25 protein-coding genes are annotated in these 19,774 nt (G+C 65.5%); 15 read left to right on the top strand and 10 right to left on the bottom strand.

Annotation, left to right across the window (positions count from 1 at the left end; all coding sequences use genetic code 11):
* Positions 1-13 precede the first annotated feature (13 nt).
* The 3 genes from KBY95_RS07685 to KBY95_RS07675 are packed head-to-tail and all read left to right on the top strand — an operon-like array spanning position 14 to position 1,034.
* On the top strand, positions 14-298 hold the full coding sequence (locus KBY95_RS07685; protein WP_254964364.1) for a DUF1778 domain-containing protein: 285 nt from the start codon (positions 14-16) through the stop codon (positions 296-298).
* Positions 295-813 (top strand): GNAT family N-acetyltransferase, encoded by a 519-nt coding sequence (locus KBY95_RS07680; protein ID WP_254964363.1) that lies wholly within the window; start codon positions 295-297, stop codon positions 811-813. Before KBY95_RS07685 ends, KBY95_RS07680 begins: the two co-directional genes overlap by 4 nt.
* Complete coding sequence (locus tag KBY95_RS07675) at positions 810-1,034, top strand: hypothetical protein (RefSeq protein ID WP_254964362.1); 225 nt, start codon at positions 810-812, stop codon at positions 1,032-1,034. The genes KBY95_RS07680 and KBY95_RS07675 overlap by 4 nt, the downstream gene beginning before the upstream one ends.
* Positions 1,035-1,047: 13 nt before the next feature.
* On the opposite strand, the gene KBY95_RS07670 is transcribed toward KBY95_RS07675, so the two are convergent.
* From KBY95_RS07670 to ppk2, 7 genes are all read right to left on the bottom strand, one after another.
* The gene (locus KBY95_RS07670; protein ID WP_254964361.1) at positions 1,048-1,239 is read right to left on the bottom strand and encodes a hypothetical protein; all 192 of its coding nucleotides are present in this window, start codon (positions 1,237-1,239) and stop codon (positions 1,048-1,050) included.
* Positions 1,240-1,305: 66 nt separating this feature from the next.
* The gene (locus tag KBY95_RS07665; RefSeq protein WP_254964360.1) at positions 1,306-2,250 is read right to left on the bottom strand and encodes a DUF3387 domain-containing protein; all 945 of its coding nucleotides are present in this window, start codon (positions 2,248-2,250) and stop codon (positions 1,306-1,308) included.
* 12 nt (positions 2,251-2,262) lie between these two features.
* Entirely contained in the window at positions 2,263-2,859 is a 597-nt protein-coding gene (locus tag KBY95_RS07660) for a UvrB domain 3-containing protein (RefSeq protein WP_254964359.1), read from the bottom strand.
* Positions 2,860-2,980: 121 nt separating this feature from the next.
* On the bottom strand, positions 2,981-5,317 hold the full coding sequence (locus KBY95_RS07655; protein WP_254964358.1) for a hypothetical protein: 2,337 nt from the start codon (positions 5,315-5,317) through the stop codon (positions 2,981-2,983).
* A complete protein-coding gene (locus tag KBY95_RS07650; RefSeq protein ID WP_254964357.1) occupies positions 5,314-6,723 on the bottom strand; it encodes a class I SAM-dependent DNA methyltransferase in 1,410 nt (469 codons plus the stop codon). The genes KBY95_RS07655 and KBY95_RS07650 overlap by 4 nt, the downstream gene beginning before the upstream one ends.
* A 73-nt stretch (positions 6,724-6,796) precedes the next feature.
* On the bottom strand, positions 6,797-7,546 hold the full coding sequence (locus KBY95_RS07645) for a M23 family metallopeptidase (RefSeq protein ID WP_254964356.1): 750 nt from the start codon (positions 7,544-7,546) through the stop codon (positions 6,797-6,799).
* 71 nt (positions 7,547-7,617) lie between these two features.
* A complete protein-coding gene (ppk2, locus tag KBY95_RS07640; protein ID WP_254964355.1) occupies positions 7,618-8,439 on the bottom strand; it encodes a polyphosphate kinase 2 in 822 nt (273 codons plus the stop codon).
* A 124-nt stretch (positions 8,440-8,563) separates the two neighbouring features.
* Here ppk2 and KBY95_RS07635 point away from each other — a divergent pair, with 124 nt between their 5' ends.
* From KBY95_RS07635 to KBY95_RS07610, 6 genes are all read left to right on the top strand, one after another.
* Positions 8,564-8,809 carry a CopG family transcriptional regulator gene (locus KBY95_RS07635; RefSeq protein ID WP_254964354.1) on the top strand — a complete coding sequence of 82 codons (246 nt, stop codon included), beginning with the start codon at positions 8,564-8,566 and terminating at the stop codon, positions 8,807-8,809.
* A complete protein-coding gene (locus KBY95_RS07630) occupies positions 8,806-9,258 on the top strand; it encodes a TA system VapC family ribonuclease toxin (protein WP_254964353.1) in 453 nt (150 codons plus the stop codon). The genes KBY95_RS07635 and KBY95_RS07630 overlap by 4 nt, the downstream gene beginning before the upstream one ends.
* The gene (gene pdxH / locus KBY95_RS07625) at positions 9,258-9,905 is read left to right on the top strand and encodes a pyridoxamine 5'-phosphate oxidase (protein ID WP_396094895.1); all 648 of its coding nucleotides are present in this window, start codon (positions 9,258-9,260) and stop codon (positions 9,903-9,905) included. Before KBY95_RS07630 ends, pdxH begins: the two co-directional genes overlap by 1 nt.
* A 115-nt stretch (positions 9,906-10,020) precedes the next feature.
* Positions 10,021-10,485, top strand: a complete 465-nt coding sequence (locus KBY95_RS07620) for a DUF4079 domain-containing protein (protein WP_254964352.1) — start codon at positions 10,021-10,023, stop codon at positions 10,483-10,485.
* 51 nt (positions 10,486-10,536) lie between these two features.
* Complete coding sequence (locus tag KBY95_RS07615; protein WP_254964351.1) at positions 10,537-11,658, top strand: rhodanese-like domain-containing protein; 1,122 nt, start codon at positions 10,537-10,539, stop codon at positions 11,656-11,658.
* Positions 11,659-11,698: 40 nt separating this feature from the next.
* Complete coding sequence (locus tag KBY95_RS07610) at positions 11,699-12,232, top strand: rhodanese-like domain-containing protein (protein WP_254964350.1); 534 nt, start codon at positions 11,699-11,701, stop codon at positions 12,230-12,232.
* On the opposite strand, the gene KBY95_RS07605 is transcribed toward KBY95_RS07610, so the two are convergent.
* Positions 12,233-12,880 carry a methyltransferase domain-containing protein gene (locus KBY95_RS07605; protein WP_254964349.1) on the bottom strand — a complete coding sequence of 216 codons (648 nt, stop codon included), beginning with the start codon at positions 12,878-12,880 and terminating at the stop codon, positions 12,233-12,235.
* A gap of 127 nt (positions 12,881-13,007) precedes the next feature.
* On the opposite strand from KBY95_RS07605, the gene KBY95_RS07600 reads away from it, so the two are divergent.
* The 3 genes from KBY95_RS07600 to KBY95_RS07590 all read left to right on the top strand — a co-directional run bounded on the left by KBY95_RS07600 (position 13,008) and on the right by KBY95_RS07590 (position 15,987).
* Positions 13,008-14,411, top strand: a complete 1,404-nt coding sequence (locus KBY95_RS07600; protein WP_254964348.1) for a cytochrome ubiquinol oxidase subunit I — start codon at positions 13,008-13,010, stop codon at positions 14,409-14,411.
* The gene (cydB, locus tag KBY95_RS07595; protein ID WP_254964347.1) at positions 14,411-15,424 is read left to right on the top strand and encodes a cytochrome d ubiquinol oxidase subunit II; all 1,014 of its coding nucleotides are present in this window, start codon (positions 14,411-14,413) and stop codon (positions 15,422-15,424) included. Before KBY95_RS07600 ends, cydB begins: the two co-directional genes overlap by 1 nt.
* Positions 15,425-15,495: 71 nt before the next feature.
* Complete coding sequence (locus KBY95_RS07590) at positions 15,496-15,987, top strand: rhodanese-like domain-containing protein (RefSeq protein WP_254964346.1); 492 nt, start codon at positions 15,496-15,498, stop codon at positions 15,985-15,987.
* Here the strand turns inward: KBY95_RS07590 and KBY95_RS07585 are convergent.
* Positions 15,978-16,484 (bottom strand): DUF3122 domain-containing protein, encoded by a 507-nt coding sequence (locus tag KBY95_RS07585; RefSeq protein ID WP_254964345.1) that lies wholly within the window; start codon positions 16,482-16,484, stop codon positions 15,978-15,980. The genes KBY95_RS07590 and KBY95_RS07585 overlap by 10 nt on opposite strands.
* An 81-nt stretch (positions 16,485-16,565) precedes the next feature.
* Complete coding sequence (locus KBY95_RS07580; protein ID WP_254964344.1) at positions 16,566-17,492, bottom strand: ion channel; 927 nt, start codon at positions 17,490-17,492, stop codon at positions 16,566-16,568.
* 126 nt (positions 17,493-17,618) lie between these two features.
* On the opposite strand from KBY95_RS07580, the gene KBY95_RS07575 reads away from it, so the two are divergent.
* The 3 genes from KBY95_RS07575 to KBY95_RS07565 all read left to right on the top strand — a co-directional run bounded on the left by KBY95_RS07575 (position 17,619) and on the right by KBY95_RS07565 (position 19,742).
* A complete protein-coding gene (locus tag KBY95_RS07575; protein WP_254964343.1) occupies positions 17,619-18,914 on the top strand; it encodes an FAD/NAD(P)-binding oxidoreductase in 1,296 nt (431 codons plus the stop codon).
* Positions 18,915-18,944: 30 nt separating this feature from the next.
* Positions 18,945-19,100: a hypothetical protein gene (locus KBY95_RS07570; RefSeq protein WP_254964342.1), complete on the top strand. Its 156-nt coding sequence runs from the start codon at positions 18,945-18,947 to the stop codon at positions 19,098-19,100.
* Positions 19,101-19,232: 132 nt separating this feature from the next.
* A complete protein-coding gene (locus KBY95_RS07565; RefSeq protein WP_254964341.1) occupies positions 19,233-19,742 on the top strand; it encodes a hypothetical protein in 510 nt (169 codons plus the stop codon).
* Positions 19,743-19,774: the final 32 nt, after the last annotated feature.

Raw genomic sequence — 19,774 nt, 5'->3', positions numbered from 1 at the left:
ACGAGGCCGGCCGATGGACACCGCCCCTACCCGCGCCCGTGATCGGCGCCTTGAAGTTCGGGCCACGGCGGAGGACCGCCAACTGATTGATCGGGCAGTGGCCGCTTCCGGCACCGATCTGACCGGGTTTGTGATCACCCATCTGCGCCTCGCGGCCCAGCAAGTGCTGGCCGACCGCGAGGAATTCCGCCTCGACCCCGATGCGCTCGACGCCTGGGAGCGCATCAACCAAAGGCCAGCACGGTCGCTGAAGGGTCTGCGCGCGCTGATGGATCGGCCCTCACCGTTCCAGGAGTGAGCGCTGGCTACCTGTCACCCCGGCTGCTGGCGTCCAGCGACCGTCTCGACGGTTTCGAATGCCGATCTGAGGAGCAGACGAACTGGTTGAGCAAGCATGCTCGCCAAGCCCATGCCCGTGGTGGCACCAGCAGGGTGTTCGTGGTCACCAAAGTCGGCGGCAGTGATGTGGCGGCCTACTACGCCTGGTGCATGGCCAGCATCTCTCCTGCTCAGGCTCCGCCACGGCTGCGCAAAGGCGCTGGTCGCTATCCCCAGCCCGTTGCCCTGCTGACCCGGCTCGGCGTCGATCTTCGCCATGAAGGACGGGGCCTCGGTGCCGCTCTACTGGCGGATGTGATCAGCCGAACGGCACAGATCGGATCCGAAGTGGGTTGCCGAGGGTTGCTCGTCCATGCCGAGAGCGCCTCGGCCAAGGCGTTCTATCTGCATCTCGTTCCAGAGTTTGAGCCGTCCCCCACCGACCCCTTGCATCTGGTGCTGCTGATGAAGGACATCCTGCGGACGCTGGGGTGAGCTCCCTACGCTCGGAGAAGATCAATGTACGGATGACGCAAATGAGAACCTTGAAAAGCCTGATTGAGGAACTGAGCAGATTTCCTGATGATGCACTGTGTCATGCCTACGAAGGGGAGATCATCGGGATTGTCATTCGGCTCGGCGGACGCGAGGGAGTGATTCACTGCAGTGAGCGTGAAGGTGTTGAGCCTGAAACGGTTCCGCTCACGTCTTTGTGAAGCACGATGCTGATCAGATGGTCTGGAGGCCGTCGATGGAAGGGCGGATATTGATCCGATGGTCGTTCAGGCCCGTGGCCTTCGCAGCTTGCTGGAGTTGGCCCAGCAGAGCCGGCGTGGCCACGCTGCGCAGTTCGCCAGCTTCGAAGTCAGCGAGGAGCTGCTGCTCTTCAGGATCCAGTGATGCCGGGATGGGAATGCTCATGATGCAGCTCCAGTGGGGCTGAATACTGTGTAGAGGCGATCGGGCTTGCGGCTGGGAATGATCGTTTTACACCCACTGGGCGCAGAGCAACTCCGCCTGGGCCAGCACGGTTTTCACAGCCTCCTCCTGCAGATCAGGGGGGTAGCCGTATTTGTTGAGGATGCGTTTCACCATCACGCGGATCTTGGCGCGGGCACCTTCGCGCAGGGTCCAGTCGATCGACACGCTCCTCTTCACCTGGGTGATCAGTTCGGCGGCGATCACTTTGAGCTTGGCGTCGCCCATGGCCGCCGCGGCGCTGTCGTTGGCGGCGAGGGCGTCATTGAAGGCCACCTCGTCGTCGCTGAGGCAGAGGGATTCGCCGCGTTTGGTGGCGGCATCGAGTTCCTTGGCGAGGGCGATCAGCTCTTCGATCACCTCGGCGGTGGTGATGGCGCGGTTGTGGTAGGCGTTGAGGGCTTTCTTGAGCTTCTCGGAGAACACCTGGCTCTGTACGAGGTTGCGCTTGGAGCGCACCTTCAGTTCGTCCTTGAGCAGTTTCTCCAACAGCTCGGGGGCCACATTCCTGTGCTTGAGGCCACGCACCTCGGCGAGGAACTGATCGCTGAGGATCGAGATGTCAGGCTTGGGCAGACCGGCGGCGGTGAATACATCGATCACCTGGCCTTCGGTGGTGATGGCCTTGCTCACCAGCTGGCGGATGGCTGCATCGAGCTGCTCGGGCGTTTTGCTGGTGCTGCTGGTTTGCTTGGCGAGGGCGGCCAGCAACGCCTGGAAGAAACTCACGTCGTCGCGGATCGCGGTGGCCTCGTCGCTGGCGGCGCAGAGAGCGAAGGCGCGGGAGAGTTCGGCCACCACCTGCAGCCAGCGTTGCTTGCCGTTCTCCTGCAAAAGGATGTGCTCCTGGCCAGCGGGAAGGAGCTGCAGGCGCTGGGTGGGGGTGCCGCTGGTCCAGGCCGACCAGTCGAAACCATGCAGGAGATCAGAGGCGATGCCGTGCTTTTCGAGCATCACGGCGATGGCCTAGGCGGTGTCGACGGTGGGGTCGCCCCGGCCGCCGCTTTCGGTGTAGGTGGCCAGTGCCCGCTTGAGCTGGTCAGCGAGGCCGAGGTAATCCACCACCAAGCCGCCTGGCTTGTCGCGGAACACCCGGTTGACGCGGGCGATGGCCTGCATCAGGCCGTGGCCCTGCATCGGCTTGTCGGCATACATGGTGTGCAGGCAGGGCGCATCGAAACCGGTGAGCCACATGTCGCGCACGATCACGATCCTGAAGAGGTCGTTGGCATCTTTGAAGCGGTTGGCCAGCTGGCGGCGGGCCTCCTTGCTGCGGATGTGGGGCTGCCAGTCGGGCCCGTCGTCGGCGCTGCCCGTCATCACCACCTTGAGGGTGTCGGTGGCCCATTCGGGCCGCAGCTGGATGAGGGCGTTGTAGAGATCGACGCAGATGCGGCGGCTCATGCAGACCACCATCGCCTTGCCGTCCATTGCCTCCAGACGCTTTTCGAGGTGCGCCACCAGGTCGGCAGCCACCAGGGCGAGGCGCTTGGGATCGCCTACCAGGGCTTCGAGGGCGGCTGCTCTGGAAGGAAGTGCTTCGTAACTTGGTGGGCGCCCCACCTTCTATGGACTTGTAGAGTTATACGGCAAGCCTAGGCAGCCAAGAAGCGTTCCTTTGTAAGCATGTTGGCCCCATAAATATACGGAGTCAATTCAGCTAGATCGGATGGCCGCAAGCATGTCATCGAGAAATGATTCTGATCGTCTGCTGGACGTATCCCACTAGTTCATTAGCATCGACTGCTCCAGCGCCAGATCCGTCCGTCTCGCCATGATAGTAGCGCTTGCCCCATTCGTTCACCTCTGTTAACTCGGGTACGAGGCGATACGCGTGCGAAAGCACATCGTCCGGCTGAGCATCACGAATCTTTCCTATCATTCCACCAATCCACTCGTCGTCCTCACAAGATTTGGGAAACTTGGTACGCATATAACCCTCCAATGACTGACGTATGCAGCGGGCGACATCCTTGAGTTGGTCCGTGAAATCCGTCGGGTTGCCGAGAAATGCAGTGAGCTTTGCGTAGTCTTGCTCGTAGGCACGCCCTGGCAGTGGCGGCAGGTTCTTGGCTTCCAAGCGTGAATGGTCAGCCATTGGGTCCAGGGTGAACGTATTGACCTGCACTTGAGCAATCCGGGCCGCTTCTCGCGCAAAATCCAATTCGTGCGAGAGGATGAAACACTGACTGCTTAAGGCGGCTAAGCGATGAACACACTCAATGGTTCTGCGGCGGCGAGACCGGTCTTGGCTGTGAAATGGATCGTCGAAGGCAAGAATGGTATTGCTGATATCGGAGTCGCGTTCAGCTATTGCGACGAAGAATGCGAGACCCAAGGCACTTCGATCACCCCCGCTTAACGTATTCGCAAGCGAGGGCAGTGAAGGATTTCTTGCGTCATCCGGCGTTGTGCTGACGCGGGTCCCGAGAATCTCAACAGCGAGTTCACCGGCTGGTGGACCGCCACGGAAATTAACTCCTCCGCTGACCAAGCGGAAACCAACCCTGAAGAGGTCCAGCAGTTCATTGATTCGATCACCATATTCTGCCAAAATCTGCTCCGACTGCTCGCGGAGAGCGTTGTTCGCCGCAGCTTTGGCCCTTTCTTTATCGAGTTTACTTATCTTGGCGGCGTCGAATACAGCAAACGCAGAGACTACGTCTGTGTCATGGCGTTTCTTCTGCGCCTTGAGCGAAGTAATTCGTTCCTCAATCGGTCCCATGTCAACATTTCCTGCTGTCCGTTGACGCTCGGCAATTGAGTTGTTGATCAGAATAATTGAGTCCATATAGCTTGTGACTTGAGCACCCACCTCAACCCAAGCCGCGAGAGTGCCGGCCTCTGCTTCACTCATCTCCACTCTCTGAGCCGGCTTGGCCTGCTTGCGTTGAATCGCGCGGGAAAGAGCGGAGCGGACAGCTTCCATCGCAGACGAAACCACATCGCCTTCGAGAAAGACTGGTAAATCAAAAGAGAATCCGCCAGCATCTCTCCACCAGTCACGTTCAACAATGTGAGTGCGTAGCAACTGGCTAATCCGCTGCTGAGCCCCAGTGCCGAATCTTTCCTCAACCTCGTCTGCGATTCTGGCTTGAGCAGCCTGCTGATCCTGTAATCCGCCTGAGAAGAACGCACGGTAGGCGGCAAGAATGTCTAAATCACCCATCTCCTGCCCGCAATGTGGGCAACCAGTGCCGATCTGGGCTCGGTATCCTTGCCCAACCCAATCGAGGCTCAAACCACTGCTGTGGGCCTCAAGGTGTTGGCGAATCTTTGCCTCAGCTTGCAATGCCGCTGCATCGAGCGTCGTTTCTAGTACTGCCTCGACTCCCTCTGGAATCACAGGGGGCGTACTGATGCTCATGGCATTCCGCTGGCGAATTGAGTCAGCGTTTTGCTTGGTTCGCCGAGCTGCTTCCAATTCAGCAGTCGCTGCTTGGATGAGTTGGTCAATCGCGTCGTCCCTTACCAATGGACGGAAGGTATCAATTGTGAACCCTGCAGGAAGCAGTTGGGTCAGTGCAGCTCGAGCTGTATTCAACATGTTTGTTGCAGCACTAAGCTCCTGTTCAGCAGTATCAACCGCCGCTTTCAAAAGCTGACCGCGGGCACCAAGAGCGAGGCCGTAGAGATTCCGCCGCTGCTCCACCGCGATGGAACGTCCGACAAGAACGTTGTCGGCCACGAAACGGTCGTCATAGACGAGTATCTTCTGCACACTGCTTCCAGCTGGTTGAAATCTCCATCTATCCTGAGCAAAGACTGCCCTTGGAGTTGGCGAACCGTGGAGGAGGATCTCAATTTCAATCGCTGCTGTTGAACCGAAACGCTTACGCCCAAGGATGAAATCCTTGTTACCGGTTCCGAGTGACCGGAAGACATCGCAGAGCGTGGTTTTGCCGCAGGCATTCGGCGCGTAAATAACATTTACTCTAGTGAACTCATGCTGATTACCGCTCAGAGACCTAAGGTCGGCAAACCGGCCCACATTCTTTAGTGTGTTGATGCGGCGAATCATGCTGCGAAGGCTTCGAGAGGTTGCGTGCTGTAGAAGTGCTGGCCAAACAGGGCCACAATGCAGACCACCAGATCCGCCTCGATCAGGGCGCGGCGGATCTCGCCTTCGCCGCTCTGGTTGGAGCTCATGCTGCCGTTGGCGCGCACGAAGCCGGCCATGCCCTGCGGCGCCAGGTGGTGGAGGAAGTGCTGCACCCAGGCGAAATTGGCGTTGCCCTTGGGTGGCACGCCGAACTGCCAGCGCACGTCGTCGTCCTTGCGGAACCAGTCGGAGTCTTTGAACGGCGGGTTGGCGAGCACGTAGTCGGCCCGCAGGTCTGGATGCAGGTCGCGGAGGAAGCTGTCGGCGTGCTCGGGGCCGAAGTCGGCTTCGATGCCACGCAGGGCCAGGTTCATCACCGCCAGGCGGCGGGTGGTGGCGTTGCTCTCCTGGCCGTAGATCGAGATGTCGCCCAGCTTGCCGCCGTGGCTTTCCACAAACTTCTCGCTCTGCACGAACATGCCGCCGGAGCCGCAGCAGGGGTCGTAGATGCGGCCCTTGTAGGGCTCCAGCATCTCCACCAGGCAGCGCACCACACAGCTCGGTGTGTAGAACTGGCCGCCGTTCTTGCCCTCGGCTGACGCAAAGCGGGTGAGGAAATATTCGTATACCCGGCCCAGCAGATCCACCGAGCGATGGGTCTGCTCCCCCTCGCTGGCGCCGCTCTCACTGGAAGCAGTGAGTTCGATCGTGGCGATCACATCGATCAGCTCCCCCAGGCGCTGCTTGTCGAGCCCCGGACGGGCGTAGTCCTTCGGCAGCACCCCCTTGAGGCGAGGGTTGTCGCGCTCGATCGCCACCATGGCGCCGTCCACCAGTTTGCCGATCGTGGGCTCTTTGGCCTGGCCCTGCAGGTGGCTCCAGCGAGCCTCGGCCGGCACCCAGAACACGTTCTCGGCCTTGTATTCGTCGGGGTCTTCCGGGTTGGCGCCCTCGTAGTCGCCAACGCCGGCCAGCAGCTTGGCGCGGTGCTCTTCGAAGCTGTCGGAGATGTATTTCAGAAAAATCAGGCCGAGCACCACGTGCTTGTATTCGGCCGCGTCCATGTTGTTGCGCAGCTTGTCGGCCGTGAGCCAGAGCTTGGCCTCGAAGCCCAGGTTGGCGGTGCCGTTGCTGGCGGCTTTTCCTTTGCGGGGGGCTTTGGCGGGCGCGGCCTGTGGCGCCACCGGCTTGGCTCCCACCAGGGACACGCTGTCGCTGCGGCCTCGGCCGCGCACGACGATCCCCTTGGCCACCAGTTCCGCCTTCACCTCTTCGTAGAGGGCCTCCTCCCAGCCAAGCGCCTCCCGCAGGGCCGGGTTTCTGGCGGGGCTGCCGGCCGATTCCAGGGCTTCCAGGAAGTCGTCGAGGTGCTCCTGATCGGGCATCGAGGGATCAGGTTGGGCGGCGCTGGAGGGAGTCTGCCTGCGGTAGGGCGGTTGTGGGGGGTCCGCCCAACGCTCAGGGCCGCATGTCACCAGCGATGGCGCCACCGGCGGGAGGCGCTGGCAGCAGGGGTGTGGGATCCACCGCCACCAGCCCCTGGGGCTGGCGTTGGCGCACCTCCAGGTGCAGGTGCGGCGTGCTGGCGTTGCCGCTCTGGCCCACCGCGCCAATGGGCTGTCCGGCCCCCACGCTCTCGCCCTCAGCCACGGAGGCCTGGCGCAGATGGGCATAGAGGCTCGACCACCCACCGCCGTGATCGATCAGGACCGTGAGGCCGTAGCCGCTGATCTCCGCCACCCGCTGCACCCAGCCGGTCTGCACCGCCAGCACGGCGGTTCCTTCCGGCGCGATCAGATCTAGCCCGGTGTGCATGCGCCAGGCCCCGCGGGCCTGCGAAAACCGCCAGCCCCAGGGGTCCTGCTCCGAGGCCGCCACCGCGAGGGGATAGTGCAGCGGCGCCAGCGGCCCCGCCGCGGCCTCACCGGCCCCGGACTCCCGGGCCTGGAGGGCGAGGTCACCCACCGGCACCTCCCTGGGCAGCAGCGCCGGACGCTCGGGCCTGGTGGCCGCCGGCTTGGAGGCGGGGGCGACCCGCTCGGGAGATGGCTCGTGCGGCGCTTCCTCACCCGCCCCGGTGGCTGAATCGGGGATCGGCGGCTCCCCAGGGGACCCTGCCCCGGTCCCCGCCGCAGCCGCGGTGCCGCCGGGCAGCAGCAGGAGAAGCAGCAACAGCGCCGGAGCCCGCCGGAGGGACGCAGGGGCCATCGAACGGGCGCGGGGCAAACACTTTGTATCGCGTCTTCGGGGTGGAGCAAGACCGCAGGCGCGACGCCCGTTCAGTTGTCGATGAACAGGGAATGGGCCGTGCGCACGACCCGTGAATCGGGCTCAGCGACGACGTCGTGGTCCTTGTGGTCGTAGTCCAGGGCGTGGAGGACGCTGCGGATGGCGCCGAGTCGGGCTCGCCTCTTCTCGTTGGAATTGACGATCGTCCATGGCGCCACGAGGGTGTCGGTGGCCAACAGCATCTCGTTGCGCGCATGGGTGTAGGCGTCGTACTGCGCCACGCTGGCCTCGTCGATGGGCGAGATCTTCCATTGCTTGAGGGGATCGTCACGGCGGGCCTCGAAACGCCGCTTCTGCCGGTCCTGCGACACGGTGAACCACATCTTGAAGAGCAGGATCCCACTGCTGACGAGTGACTGTTCGAAGGCGGGAACCTGGCGGAGAAACAGGGCATGCTCCTGCGGTGTGCAGAAGCCCATGACCTTCTCGACGCCGGCCCGGTTGTACCACGACCGATCGAACATTGTGATTTCGCCGGCCGATGGCAGGTGCAGGACATAGCGCTGGAAGTACCACTGGGACGCTTCGGCCTCGTTGGGCTTCGGCAGCGCCACATGGACACTGCCACGAGGGTTCAGGTGTTGGCGGAAGCGCCTGATCGATCCACCCTTGCCCGCCGCATCGCGCCCTTCGAACAGGATGACCACGCGCTGTCCGACAGCCTTGATGGAACGCTGCGCCTTGAGCAGTTCGATCTGGAGCGATTGGAGGTCTCGCTTGTAGGCCTTCTTGCCGATCGCTTCGTCACAGGGAAGATCGTTCTGCATCGCCTCGATGGACTCGACGGGCGCTGGGCGTTGCGGCTTGCTCATGGGAATGGCGCCCGTCGCTCGACTGCGTCCACCATGGCCGCCGCAGACAGGGTTGCGCCAACCGCTGCCGTCGTTGGGCCCACCAAGGTCGGACTACAGTTGATGCTTGATGCGTTGCCATCCGATGCGCACCACCCTGCAGCTCGATGACGACGTGCTGGCAGCGGCCCGGGTGCTGGCCCGGCAGAAGCGCACCAGCCTGGGGGCCGTGATCAGCGCGCTGGCCCGCCAGGGGTTGGTGGCCCCGCCCCGAGGCACCGCCAGCACCGGTCCCAGCCACCGCAACGGCTTGCCCCTGCTGCCCTGGCAGCCGCAGGGCGCGCCGGTGGACCTCGAGCTGGTCAACAGCCTGCGCGACGAACTGCCGTGAGCGCAGCCCTGCTGGATGTGAACGTTCTGATCGCCCTGCTGGACGGGCGCCATGTGCACCATGACCAGGCCCACGACTGGTTCGCCACCTCCCAGGACCTGGGCTGGGCCACCTGCCCGCTCACCCAGAACGCGGTGCTGCGGATCCTCGGCCAGCCCCGCTACCCCAACAGCCCGGGGCCACCGGCGGTGGTGACGCCCCTGATGCGGGAGCTGATCCGCCATCCACGCCACCACTTCTGGCCCGATGCCATCAGCCTGCTCGCCGCACCGGGGGGCGCAACTCCCCTTGTCGACGCCGCGCAGCTGCTGGAGGCGGGGCAACTCACCGATACCTATCTCCTGGCCCTGGCGGTGCACCACGGCGGCACGCTGGTGAGCTTCGACCGCCGCCTGGGCTGCGGGGCCGTGGCCGGCGGCAGCGCCGCCCTGCGCCTGATCCCCACCTGATGCCCCCCACCCCCACCGACCCCGCCCAGCTGCGCCGCGACTACCGCAACGCCGCCCTGCGGCGGGGGGATCTGGCCGACGATCCGGTGGCACAGTTCCGCCGCTGGTTTGATCAGGCGGTGGCCGCCGCTCTGGAGGAGCCCAACGCCATGGTGCTGGGCACCACCGATGGCGTGCGCCCCAGCGCCCGCACCGTGCTGCTCAAGGCCTTCGACGAACGGGGCTTCGTCTTCTTCACCCACTACGAGAGCCGCAAGGCCACCGAGATCGGCGCCCATCCGGAGGTGAGCCTGCTGTTTCCCTGGTACGGGCTGGAGCGGCAGGTGGCCATCCTGGGCCGGGCCGAGCGGATCAGCGGCGCCGAATCGCTGGCCTACTTCCTCTCGCGCCCCGTCGGCAGCCGGCTGGGGGCCTGGGTGTCGCAGCAGAGCGCTGTGATCGGCTCCCGCTCGATCCTGGAGATGCAGTGGGCCGCCATGCAGCGCCGCTTCGCCGATGGCGAGGTGCCGCTGCCGCCGGCCTGGGGCGGGCTGCGGGTGGTGCCGTTCGAGTTCGAGTTCTGGCAGGGCCGCACCAACCGCCTGCACGATCGCTTCCGCTACCGGCCCGCCGAGCCTGCCTGGACCATCGAGCGGCTGGCGCCCTGAGGCGCTGATCACGGCGGCCGGCAATCTCCAGGTTGGCTGCGGAATCAGCCCAGGAACCCCTGCTGAGAGTGGGGTGGATGCCGCCGGCGCGGATCCATTCCCTCGCCCCGGTGTCATGCCCTTCGCCCTCAACTTCGTCCACCCCGTCCTGATGTGGGGGCTGCTGGGCTTGATGCTCTATTCGGGCTATCTCGGCCTCAAATCCAGCCAGATCCGCAAGGTGGGGCCGGAGGAACGCAAGGCGATGCTGCCGCTGCGCTACGCCCAGCGCCATGGCCAGCTTGGGCTGGTGATCCTGGGCCTCACCTTGCTCGGTGCCGCCGGCGGGATGGGGGCCACGTTCCTGAAGAACGGCAAGCTGATCCTCGGTCCGCACCTGTTCGTCGGCCTGGCCGTTGCCACGCTCGTGATCGCCACGGCCTCCCTGGGGCCCTCCCTGCAGAAGGGCAAGGACTGGGCCCGGGGCCTGCACATCGCGCTCAACGGCGGCGTGCTGCTGCTGTTCGGCTGGCAGGCGATCAGCGGCGTGGCCATCGTCCAGAAACTACTGAGCTCGGCGGCGGTTCCAGCATCCACGTGATCGATCCACTGTTATGCGGCTATACTCATAACAGTTGATGTCTGAGCCCCCATGGCTGTCGCGCCCGCGCCCTGCCTCTCCCTCGCCGCCGCTGCCGGGGGCGCCCCGCTGCTGTTCCGTCAGCTGTTCGACGCCGAGACCGGCACCTTCACCTACCTGCTGGTGGATGTGGCCAGCCGCAAGGCCCTGCTGATCGATTCGGTCTTTGAGGAGCACGACCGCGATCTCTCCCTGATCCGCGAGCTGGGGGTCGAGCTGGTGGCCGCGATCGACACCCATGCCCATGCCGACCACGTGACGGGCAGCTGGCTGATGCACGAGGCCACCGGCTGCGCCATCGGCCTGGCCGCCTGCGTCGGCGCCGAGAACGTCACCCGGCCCCTCAGCCACGGCAATCGGGTCCTCTTCGGCGGCCGCCACGTAGAGGTGCGCGCCACCCCCGGCCACACCGACGGCTGCCTCACCTTCGTCCTCGACGACCACACGATGGCCTTCACCGGCGATGCGCTGCTGGTGCGTGGCTGCGGCCGCTGCGACTTCCAGCAGGGCAACGCCCACACCCTCTGGGCCTCGATCACCGAACAGATCCTGACCCTGCCGGATCACTGCCTGCTGTACCCCGGCCACGACTACACCGGCCGCCACGTCACCTCCGTCACCGAGGAAAAGGCCTTCAACGCCCGCCTGGGCGGCAACGCCACCGAGCGGGACTTCGTGGGCCACATGGAGAACATGCGCCTGCCCCATCCCCACCGGATCGCCCAGGCCCTGCCCGGCAACATGCGCTCCGGCAAGCCCCGCGAGGCCAGCGCCGCACCCGCCTGGGCGCCCATGGCCCGCAGCTATGCCGGACTGCCCGAACTCAGCCCGGCCTGGGTGGCCGCCCACCGCGGCGACGTCACCGTGCTGGATGTGCGCTCCGCCGAGGAGTTCGACGGTCCTGATGGGCGCGTGGCCGGCAGCCTGCTGATCCCCCTGCCGGAGTTGGAGAGCCGCTCCGCTGAGATCCCCACCGATCGCCCGCTGGTGGTGGTCTGCCATTCCGGCAGCCGCTCGGCCCTGGCCACCCAGCAGCTGCTCAAGGCCGGCCGCCAGCAGGTCGCCAACCTCCATGGCGGCCTGAGCCGCTGGGCCGCCGAGGGCTTCCCCCTCGACGGCGTCGTCCAGGCCTGAAGCGCTCCCCACCCTTTCCACCTCCAACCCTTTGACGTCCATGACCACCACCACGGCCACCCCCAGCCGCCTCAGCGCCCACGACCTCGCCGACCGGCTGGCGGCCGGTGAGGTCAGCGTGATCGATGTGCGCGAACCGATGGAGTTCGCCACCGGCCACATCGCCGGCAGCCTCAACGTCCCCCTCTCCCGACTCACCCAAGCCGATCTGCCCCGCCGTCCACTGGTGCTGGTCTGCCAGAGCGGCAACCGCAGCAGCAAGGGCCTGTCCCAGCTGCTCCAGCAGGGCCACCCCCACCCCGTCACCGATCTGCTCGGTGGCGTGCCCGCCTGGCAGCAGGCCGGCTTCCCGGTGCGCAAGCTCAAGGGGGCGCCGCTGCCGCTGATGCGCCAGGTGCAGATCGTCGCCGGCAGCCTGGTTCTGCTGGGCGTGATCCTGTCCCAGACCGTGGCCCCGGGCTGGATCTGGCTGAGTGGCTTCGTGGGGGCCGGGCTCACCTTCGCCGGCGTCTCCGGCTTCTGCGGCATGGCCCGTCTGCTGGCCGTCCTGCCCTGGAACCGGGTGTCGCTCTGATCAGGGCTGGGGGGAGCTGAGGCGCCACAGGCCCAGCCATTCGTCCTGGCGCTGGTCCACCGAACCGGCGGCCGGCTCCCAGAGCTCGGCCACCAGCCCCGCCTGGCCCAGCTGGGCGGCCACCACCTCGGGGGCGCTGCCCCAGGGCGGCCCCCCCGGCTTGCGGTGGCACCAGAACAGTCCCAGCAGCCAGCCGCCCGGCGCCAGCAGCCGACAGACGGTGGCGATGTAGTCGTCGCGGCGGGCCGGATCAATGGCGCAGAAGCAGGTGTGCTCCACGATCCCCGTCAGGCTTCCGGGCACAAGACCCGCCGCGTCCAGGGCCTGCTGGTCAAACAGATCGGCCTGCAGCCAGCGCAGATCGGCCCGCTCAGAGCCATGGCGGGCACGGGCTTCTCCGATGGCCTCGCCGCTGAAATCCAGGCCGATGGCACTGAAGCCGAGCTCTTCGAGCAGGGCGGCCTCATGGCCGCGGCCGCAGCCCGGCACCAGCACGGGGCCCGGGGGCCGGGGGGCCAGGGGATGGCTGCGCAGGAACCGCTCCAGCGGCGGAGCCGGCCGGCCCAGCTCCCAGCCGTCGGCGCCCTGCCGGTAGCGCTGGTCCCAGTGGCCTGGCTCAGCGGTGGCTGTCGGTATGGAGGGGGTCATGACTCCAGCATGGGCAGGAAGGCGCGCTCCATGTGTTCATCCGCTCGCAACGGCATCGTGATCCCGGCATTTCATTGCATTCTTTCACTCCAGGATCTGAGCCCTTACACATCGTGGCGGTGACTTGATGGACTGGCTTGCCGACACCGTCGTTCTTTCGCGAATGCAGTTCGCGTTGACGGCGATCTTCCACATGCTCTGGCCGGTGCTCTCCACCGGCCTGGCGATCTTTCTGGTGATCCTCGAAGCCCTCTGGCTGCGCACCCAGAACCCCCTCTACTACCGGCAGGCCCGCTTCTGGGCCAAGCTCTACGTGCTGAACTTCGGCATCGGCGTGGCCTCGGGGCTGCCGATGGAGTTCCAGTTCGGCACCAACTGGGCCCCGCTGTCGGAGTTCGTGGGTGATTTCTTCGGGGCCGTGCTCGGCTTCGAAGGCGCCATGGCCTTCATGCTCGAGGCCGGCTTCCTCGGCATCATGCTGTTCGGCTGGAACCGGGTGCCGCCGGTGATCCATTTCCTCTCCACCGTGATGGTGGCCTTCGGCGCCAATCTCTCGGTGTTCTGGATCCTCAGTGCCAATTCCTGGCTGCAGACCCCGGCTGGCGGCAGCTTCAGCGACGGCCATTTCCACGTGGAGAACTACTTCACCGCCATCAACAACCCGTTCATGCTGCGCAGCGTGCTGCACATGAGCCTGGCCACGGTGGAAACCTCGATGCTGGTGGTGGCGGCGATCAGCGCCTGGTCGCTGCTCTCCGGCAAGGCGGAGGAGTTCTTCTCCTTCTCCTTCCGCCTGGCCCTGGTGGTCCTGCTGGTGGTGGCTCCCCTTCAGATCGTGGCGGGCCACGAAAGCGGCCTGCAGGTCGCCGAGCACCAGCCCACCAAGCTGGCCGCCATGGAGGCGATCTGGGAGAACCAAGCCGCCGGCGAGGCTCCCCCCTGGACCGTGATCGTCGCGCCCGATGAGAACGGCGGCCGCAACCGCTGGGCGGTGGGCCTGCCCGGCGGGCTCAGCTGGATCCTCGAAGGCCGGCCCCGGCTCAGCCAGGACGTGCGCGGCCTGAACAGCTGGCCCGCCGACCAGCGTCCCCGCATGGTCGGGCTGATCTTCTACGCCTTCCGCCTGATGGCGGGGATCGGCGTCGCCGTCGCCGCCCTGATGGGCCTGACCGTGCTGCTGTGGTGGCGCACCGGCCTGACGCCCGAATTCTTCCGCCGCCAGGCCTGGCTGAGCTGGTGCTGGATCCTGGCCGCACCGGCCGGCTACCTGGCCATCGAGTCGGGCTGGATCGTGCGCTGCGTCGGCCGGCAGCCCTGGACGGTGTACGGCCAGCTGCGCACCTCCGAGGCCGCCTCCCAGCTGCCGGCCCAGGAAGTGCTGATCAGCCTGAGCAGCTTCGCAGTGCTCTACGGCGTCCTGCTGGTGTTCGCGCTCGTCTTCGGCGCCCGCCTCATCCGCAAGGGTCCCGATCTCACCCTGGACCCACCCACCGGTCCCGTCCGCGGGCCGCTCCCCCTGCCGGCCGACTGATGGACTTCCTCGATGTCTTCATGCCGGTGGTCTGGTTCGTGATCCTGGCCCTGTTCCTGCTCCTCTACGTGATCCTCGATGGCTTTGATCTGGGGGTGGGGATCCTGTCGCTCACCTCCCCCAGCGAGAAGCAGCGCACGCTGCTGATGGCCTCGCTCGGCTCCATCTGGGACGCCAACGAAACCTGGCTGGTGCTGATGGGCGGGGCGCTGTTCGGTGCCTTTCCCCTGGCCTACGGCACGATCCTCAAGGCCCTGTACGGGCCGATCTACCTGATGATCCTTGGCCTGATCCTGCGGGCGGTGGCCTTCGAGTTCCGCGAGAACGCCATCGACAAGCGTCCCTGGAACCTCACCTTCGGCTTCGGCAGCCTGCTGGCCGCGGCGTCCCAGGGGATCTGCCTGGGCACGGTGCTCTCTGGCCTGCCCACCGACGCCGATGGGCACTTCATCGGCTCCCCCTGGATCTGGGTCAACGGCAGCAGCCTGGTGGTGGCCCTCACCCTGATCCAGGGCTATGTGCTGATCGGCTCCACCTACCTGATCCTCAAAACGAGTGGTGAGCTGCAGCAACTGCACGTGCGCACCGCCCGGCTGGCGGCAGCCACCACCCTGGGGGGGGCTCTGCTGATCACGGCCACCTCCCCCTTCGTGTCGGAAACGCTGCGGGCGCGCCTGTTTGATCCGGCCTTTCTGCCCTTCTTCGTGCTCCTGCCCCTGCTGGGCATCGCCCTGATCGTGCAGCTGTTCCGCAGCCTCTCCCTGGGCCAGGAGGTGTGGCCGTTCGTCTATACGGTCCTGCTGTTCGTTCTCAGCTTCGCGGGTCTGGGGGTGATGGTGTTTCCGGCGATCATTCCGCCCTCGATCACTATCTTCGAAGCCTCTTCTTCCGTGACGTCGATGGTGTTCATGCTCACCTTCATCGGCGTTCTGATTCCGATCATGCTCTTTTACAACATCTACAACTACATCGCCTTCAGTGGCAAGGTCGATGCCGAACCCGACCAGGTCTGAACCTGCACATGGATCCCAGTCCCTCAGACGGTAAGCCTTGCGCCTTGAACGTCCTCCCGAAACCCGGACCCATGCGAACCTCCCTGCCCCAGGCGCTCAGCGTCCTTGTCCTCGTCCTGCTGCTGCTCGTGGGCGGTGGGTCGGGTTCAGCCGCGGCCGAACCACAGGGGAGCTCTCCCTTGCAGGGAACGATTGATCAGTATCTCCATTCCCTGCCCGCAGACTTCCACACGATCAGGACGGTTCCAGCCCTCAAAAAAGTGATGGCCAGTGGCAACGCCCTGCTGATCGATGTGCGCCAGCCTTCGGAGTACCGAGCCGGCCACATCATCGGGGCCGTCAACATCCCCTTGAGGGACCTCGATGAACACCTCAGCGACATCCCGACAGACAAGGAGATCGTCCTCTATTGCTCCACAGGCTTTCGATCGGCCATGGGGGTGATGGCCCTGCAGCTGCAGGGCTACAGCCAGGTGCGGGGCTTTCCGCCAAGCCTCGCCGGCTGGCAGGCCGCCGGCGAGGCCGTCTCAGGCTCAGACGGGTCCGGGACCGCTCAGGCCTGATCACCGCCACGGGCCACGGACGCCATGGCGTGGAGCGCCATCGCCTCATCGGGTGTGAGGTCGAAACCCAGGACCCCTTCGGCCGAAGGCACGGCGACATGCAGCGGCAGGGCCTCACTGGGCCGGGGCATCAGGGCCTCCAGGTCGAACTGGGCCGAGCCGGGGGGGATGGGCCCACGGCCCTTCTCCACCAGCTCCTCGCTGCGGTTGGGCAGGCTCCATTCCTGGCCTGAGGAATCGCTCAACACCAGCTCCTCCTGGTGATCCAGCCGCGTGCTGCTCTCCAGGGCATTGAGGCGGAGGCGCAGGCCGGAGGGGTACTCGGGAAACGGCTGCTCAAAGACCCTGGCATTGAGCCGATGACCCGCCCCATCATTGAGGGACCAGCCTTCGGCCGCCAGGGCAGGGGCGGCTCCCGCCAGGAAGACCAACAGCCAGGGGAGGAGGGCCAGAACCGACTTCCTCAGCAGGCAGGGACGGCGGCAGGAACGGGACATGACGGACAGCCCAGATTGACGATAAAACACTAGCGCGATTAACACATGAAAGCTGACCATCTCTGCGCGGCAGCGCCCCGTTCAGACCGGCCCCTCCGAAGGACAGGGGTGCGTGAGGTTGAAATTGGCGAAATCGAAGCTCGGACCCTGACCGTCGTCCTCCCGCATCATGTCCAGAAAGCCCTGGCCGAACAGCATCTGGGAGGCCGAGAAATTGTGGTGGGCATAGATCGGGCGCTCCAGGGTTTCGTCGATGCCACTGAAGGCAATCAGGATTTCCGCCTGACGCTCGGCCAGCTGGCTAAGCGTGCGTCCATGCAGGGGGCTGGCGTCGTCAATGGGATGCATCACCGTCCAGGCGAGCAGAAACAGCGGTGAGCGATCGCGACTCAGGGCCAGCGGATGCAGGCGTCGCATCCTGTGCCCCTCCGTCGTGCGCTCATCGATGGCGAGATAGGCCTGAACCCTGGCCTCCAGGATCGTTTTGCGGCGCTCGTTGGCCAGGCGGAACATCAAGGTGGGCCGTCCGTCGTAATCGTGCACGGTGACCACCTCGGAGAACAGGATCCGCGCGGTGGAACGGGAGAAGCGGCTGAACGCCATCCCCGTCATCAGGGCGATCACGATCAGTCCCAGCAGGGATTCGACCGTGACGACCAGGTGGGTGAACAGGCTGGTGGGGTGAAAGACGCCGTAGCCGATCGAGCCCAGGGTCTGCACGCTGAAGAAGAAGGCCTCCGAGAAACGGGTCGCTTCACCCACCACCCCGGCGATGCCATGGGGGTCGAGCTGGTAGAGCAGGGCAAAGAGGATGTTGAGCAGCAGATACCCGGCGGCGATCAACCCGAAAAAGCCCGGCCAGGGCACCGCCAGCATCAGGTGATTGGGATGGCGCCAATGGCGGATCCAGTCCCCCGGATTCACGGCGGTGAAGATGCCTCCGTGCTTCAAGAGCCGCTCCGGCGCGGCCACAGGGGGCAGAGGCGCAGGCCGCTGAGCTGGAGCCATCGGCCTGACTCTGACGCTGGTCTCTGATTCTATCCGTCTATGCGTCTGTGCGCATGAATTTATGTGTGCATCACTACGGATCGTCATCGCGTCCACCCAGAGTGAAGCCCCTGGCGTGATGGGGAGATGGCTGCTGCTGCATCGGAAGACCATCGCCACCACCGGGTTCTGATCGTGGGTGGCGGCTCCGCCGGGATCACCGTCGCCGCCCAGTTGCTGCGCGCCCGCCCCGGCCTGGACGTGGCGATCCTGGAGCCCGCGGCCCTTCACGCCTATCAGTCCGGCTGGATCCTGGCCGGCGCCGGCCTGCTCCCCTACGCCCAGACCCAGCGGCCCGAGGCCGCCGTGATCCCGGCCGGTGCCGTCTGGATCCGGGACAGCGCTGCCTGCTTCGAGCCGGAAGCCCGCCGGGTGATCACCGCCGCCGGGGTCGCCCTCAGCTACGAGGTGCTGGTGGTGGCGACGGGGCTGAAGCTCGACTGGAGCCGCATCAAGGGCCTGCCGCAGGCCCTCGGCCAGCACGGCGTCGTCAGCAACTACTCCCACCCCCACATCGCCGCCACCTGGAAGGCGATCCGCGACTTCCGTGGTGGAACGGCCCTGTTCACCCATCCCGCCACACCGATCAAATGCGGCGGTGCCCCCCAGAAGGTGATGTACCTGGCCGACGACATCTTCCAGGCCACCAGTGGGGTGGGCGTGAACACGCATGTGATCTTCTGCAGCGCCCAGCCGCAGCTGTATCCGGTGGCGGCCTACAACGCCAGCGTCGAGCGCGTCGTGGCGCGCCGAGGCATCGAGACCCGCCTGCTCCACAACCTGATCGAGGTGCGCGCCGAGGAGCGGGTGGCCGTCTTTGAGGTGCTGGCCGAGGGCCAGGAACCCCGCCGCGAGGAGATCCCCTACGACCTGCTGCACGTGGTGCCCCCGATGGCGGCGCCGGAGGTGATCGCCACCAGCCCCCTGGCGATCGCCGGGCCGGGGGGCTGGGTGGAGGTCGATCGATTCACCTGCCAGCACAAACGCTTTGGCGACGTGTTCGCCCTCGGCGACGTGAGTTCGCTGCCCACGGCCAAGAGCCTGGCCGCCGTGCGCGGCCAGGCTCCGGTGCTGGTGGCCAACCTGCTGGCCCGGCTCGATGGCGACCCGCTGAGGGCCCGGTACGACGGCTACACCGCCTGCCCCCTGATCACCAGCTTCCACGATGTGGTGATGGCGGAATTCGACTACAGCCTCCAGCCGGTGAGTTCCTTCCTGGTGGATCCCACCAAGGAGCGCTGGAGCATGTTCCTGGTGGAAACGCGGGTGTTCCCCTGGGTGTACTGGCACCGGGTGCTCAAGGGGCGCCTTCACGAAAGCCGCTTCCTCAAGCCGTTCGGGCCCTTGGTGCGTGCCCTGGGGCTGGCGCGCCGTGAGACTTGAGCTTGGCGTCAAGCCCGGAGTTGCCCTCCAATGATGCTGCCCGATGGAATCGGCGCTGCATGGATGCTGCAGAAGGGACCAACTCTGCTGCAGATGGCGTATCTGGCCAGGAGCAAAGAGAGCCTTGGCAAGAAGCAGGCGCTCAGGCTCCCACTGGCAATGGGCGAGAATTTGTGCGCTGGCTGAGGATAACGACGACGACATCTTTGTCACACGTTGGGTATCCGTCTGCGCCTCATCAGGCGATCTGATTAGGTTGACAATGTCCCCGCAGAGAGCCACAAGCCAATGAAAAGAATTCTTGCTTTATTCGCCTCCATGGTGATGACGCCCTGGCGCCGCCTTGTCGGCATCGGCCGTGCCGGGATCGTGGCGGTCGGACTGTTCGTGCTGGCCTCGCTCCTGTCGCCACCCACCGCCTCAGCCGCTGATACCGATGGCAACTGGAATCTGGATGACGGCGCGGGGCACCGCCTCGGCGGCATGCTCTACGAATCGTCAGACATCAACGCGGCCAAGGGTCTGCGCATCCGGCTGAATGCGGAGTCGCCCAAGCTGAGCCTGGACCACTCCCGACCTCTGCGGCTCAGTGATGGCAAGGATCAGAACTGGAGTCTCGCCAACCGCAGCGCTGAGCTCACGGCCTCTGTCGGTGGCGCAATTCCGGCCACCTCCTCCCAGTTCGACGCCGGCTGCCTCGATCCGACCCCTGCCGATGGCCTGCCCCTGAAGATCACGGTGCCGAGTTCCGCCGGAGATCTGAGCTTCGCCCTCTCGCCGGGCCAGGTCCAGACCCTCCACTCCCTGACGGACGCCTGCATGAACTGACGACCGCCTGGGAGCCGCAGGCCTCGGTACCT

The organism is Cyanobium sp. Aljojuca 7A6, assembly GCF_024346455.1.
In the GTDB taxonomy this organism is placed as follows: Bacteria; Cyanobacteriota; Cyanobacteriia; order PCC-6307; family Cyanobiaceae; genus Cyanobium.
Note: the sequence above shows the minus strand (reverse complement) of the source record. Positions and strands in the feature narration are given on the sequence as shown.

Bases quoted from the DNA above. Each gene is read 5' to 3' on its own strand.
- ppk2 (WP_254964355.1), bottom strand. From the start codon at position 8,439: ATGAGCAAGCCGCAACGCCCAGCGCCCGTCGAGTCCATCGAGGCGATG.
- cydB (WP_254964347.1), top strand. From the start codon at position 14,411: ATGGACTTCCTCGATGTCTTCATGCCGGTGGTCTGGTTCGTGATCCTG.
- KBY95_RS07645 (WP_254964356.1), bottom strand. From the start codon at position 7,546: ATGGCCCCTGCGTCCCTCCGGCGGGCTCCGGCGCTGTTGCTGCTTCTC.
- KBY95_RS07570 (WP_254964342.1), top strand. From the start codon at position 18,945: ATGATGCTGCCCGATGGAATCGGCGCTGCATGGATGCTGCAGAAGGGA.
- KBY95_RS07665 (WP_254964360.1), bottom strand. From the start codon at position 2,250: ATGCTCGAAAAGCACGGCATCGCCTCTGATCTCCTGCATGGTTTCGAC.
- KBY95_RS07670 (WP_254964361.1), bottom strand. From the start codon at position 1,239: ATGAGCATTCCCATCCCGGCATCACTGGATCCTGAAGAGCAGCAGCTC.
- KBY95_RS07615 (WP_254964351.1), top strand. From the start codon at position 10,537: ATGGCTGTCGCGCCCGCGCCCTGCCTCTCCCTCGCCGCCGCTGCCGGG.
- KBY95_RS07650 (WP_254964357.1), bottom strand. From the start codon at position 6,723: ATGCCCGATCAGGAGCACCTCGACGACTTCCTGGAAGCCCTGGAATCG.
- KBY95_RS07580 (WP_254964344.1), bottom strand. From the start codon at position 17,492: ATGGCTCCAGCTCAGCGGCCTGCGCCTCTGCCCCCTGTGGCCGCGCCG.
- KBY95_RS07620 (WP_254964352.1), top strand. From the start codon at position 10,021: ATGCCCTTCGCCCTCAACTTCGTCCACCCCGTCCTGATGTGGGGGCTG.
- KBY95_RS07575 (WP_254964343.1), top strand. From the start codon at position 17,619: ATGGCTGCTGCTGCATCGGAAGACCATCGCCACCACCGGGTTCTGATC.
- pdxH (WP_396094895.1), top strand. From the start codon at position 9,258: ATGCCCCCCACCCCCACCGACCCCGCCCAGCTGCGCCGCGACTACCGC.
- KBY95_RS07635 (WP_254964354.1), top strand. From the start codon at position 8,564: ATGCGCACCACCCTGCAGCTCGATGACGACGTGCTGGCAGCGGCCCGG.
- KBY95_RS07685 (WP_254964364.1), top strand. From the start codon at position 14: ATGGACACCGCCCCTACCCGCGCCCGTGATCGGCGCCTTGAAGTTCGG.
- KBY95_RS07600 (WP_254964348.1), top strand. From the start codon at position 13,008: ATGGACTGGCTTGCCGACACCGTCGTTCTTTCGCGAATGCAGTTCGCG.
- KBY95_RS07605 (WP_254964349.1), bottom strand. From the start codon at position 12,880: ATGACCCCCTCCATACCGACAGCCACCGCTGAGCCAGGCCACTGGGAC.
- KBY95_RS07655 (WP_254964358.1), bottom strand. From the start codon at position 5,317: ATGATTCGCCGCATCAACACACTAAAGAATGTGGGCCGGTTTGCCGAC.
- KBY95_RS07590 (WP_254964346.1), top strand. From the start codon at position 15,496: ATGCGAACCTCCCTGCCCCAGGCGCTCAGCGTCCTTGTCCTCGTCCTG.
- KBY95_RS07610 (WP_254964350.1), top strand. From the start codon at position 11,699: ATGACCACCACCACGGCCACCCCCAGCCGCCTCAGCGCCCACGACCTC.
- KBY95_RS07585 (WP_254964345.1), bottom strand. From the start codon at position 16,484: ATGTCCCGTTCCTGCCGCCGTCCCTGCCTGCTGAGGAAGTCGGTTCTG.
- KBY95_RS07565 (WP_254964341.1), top strand. From the start codon at position 19,233: ATGGTGATGACGCCCTGGCGCCGCCTTGTCGGCATCGGCCGTGCCGGG.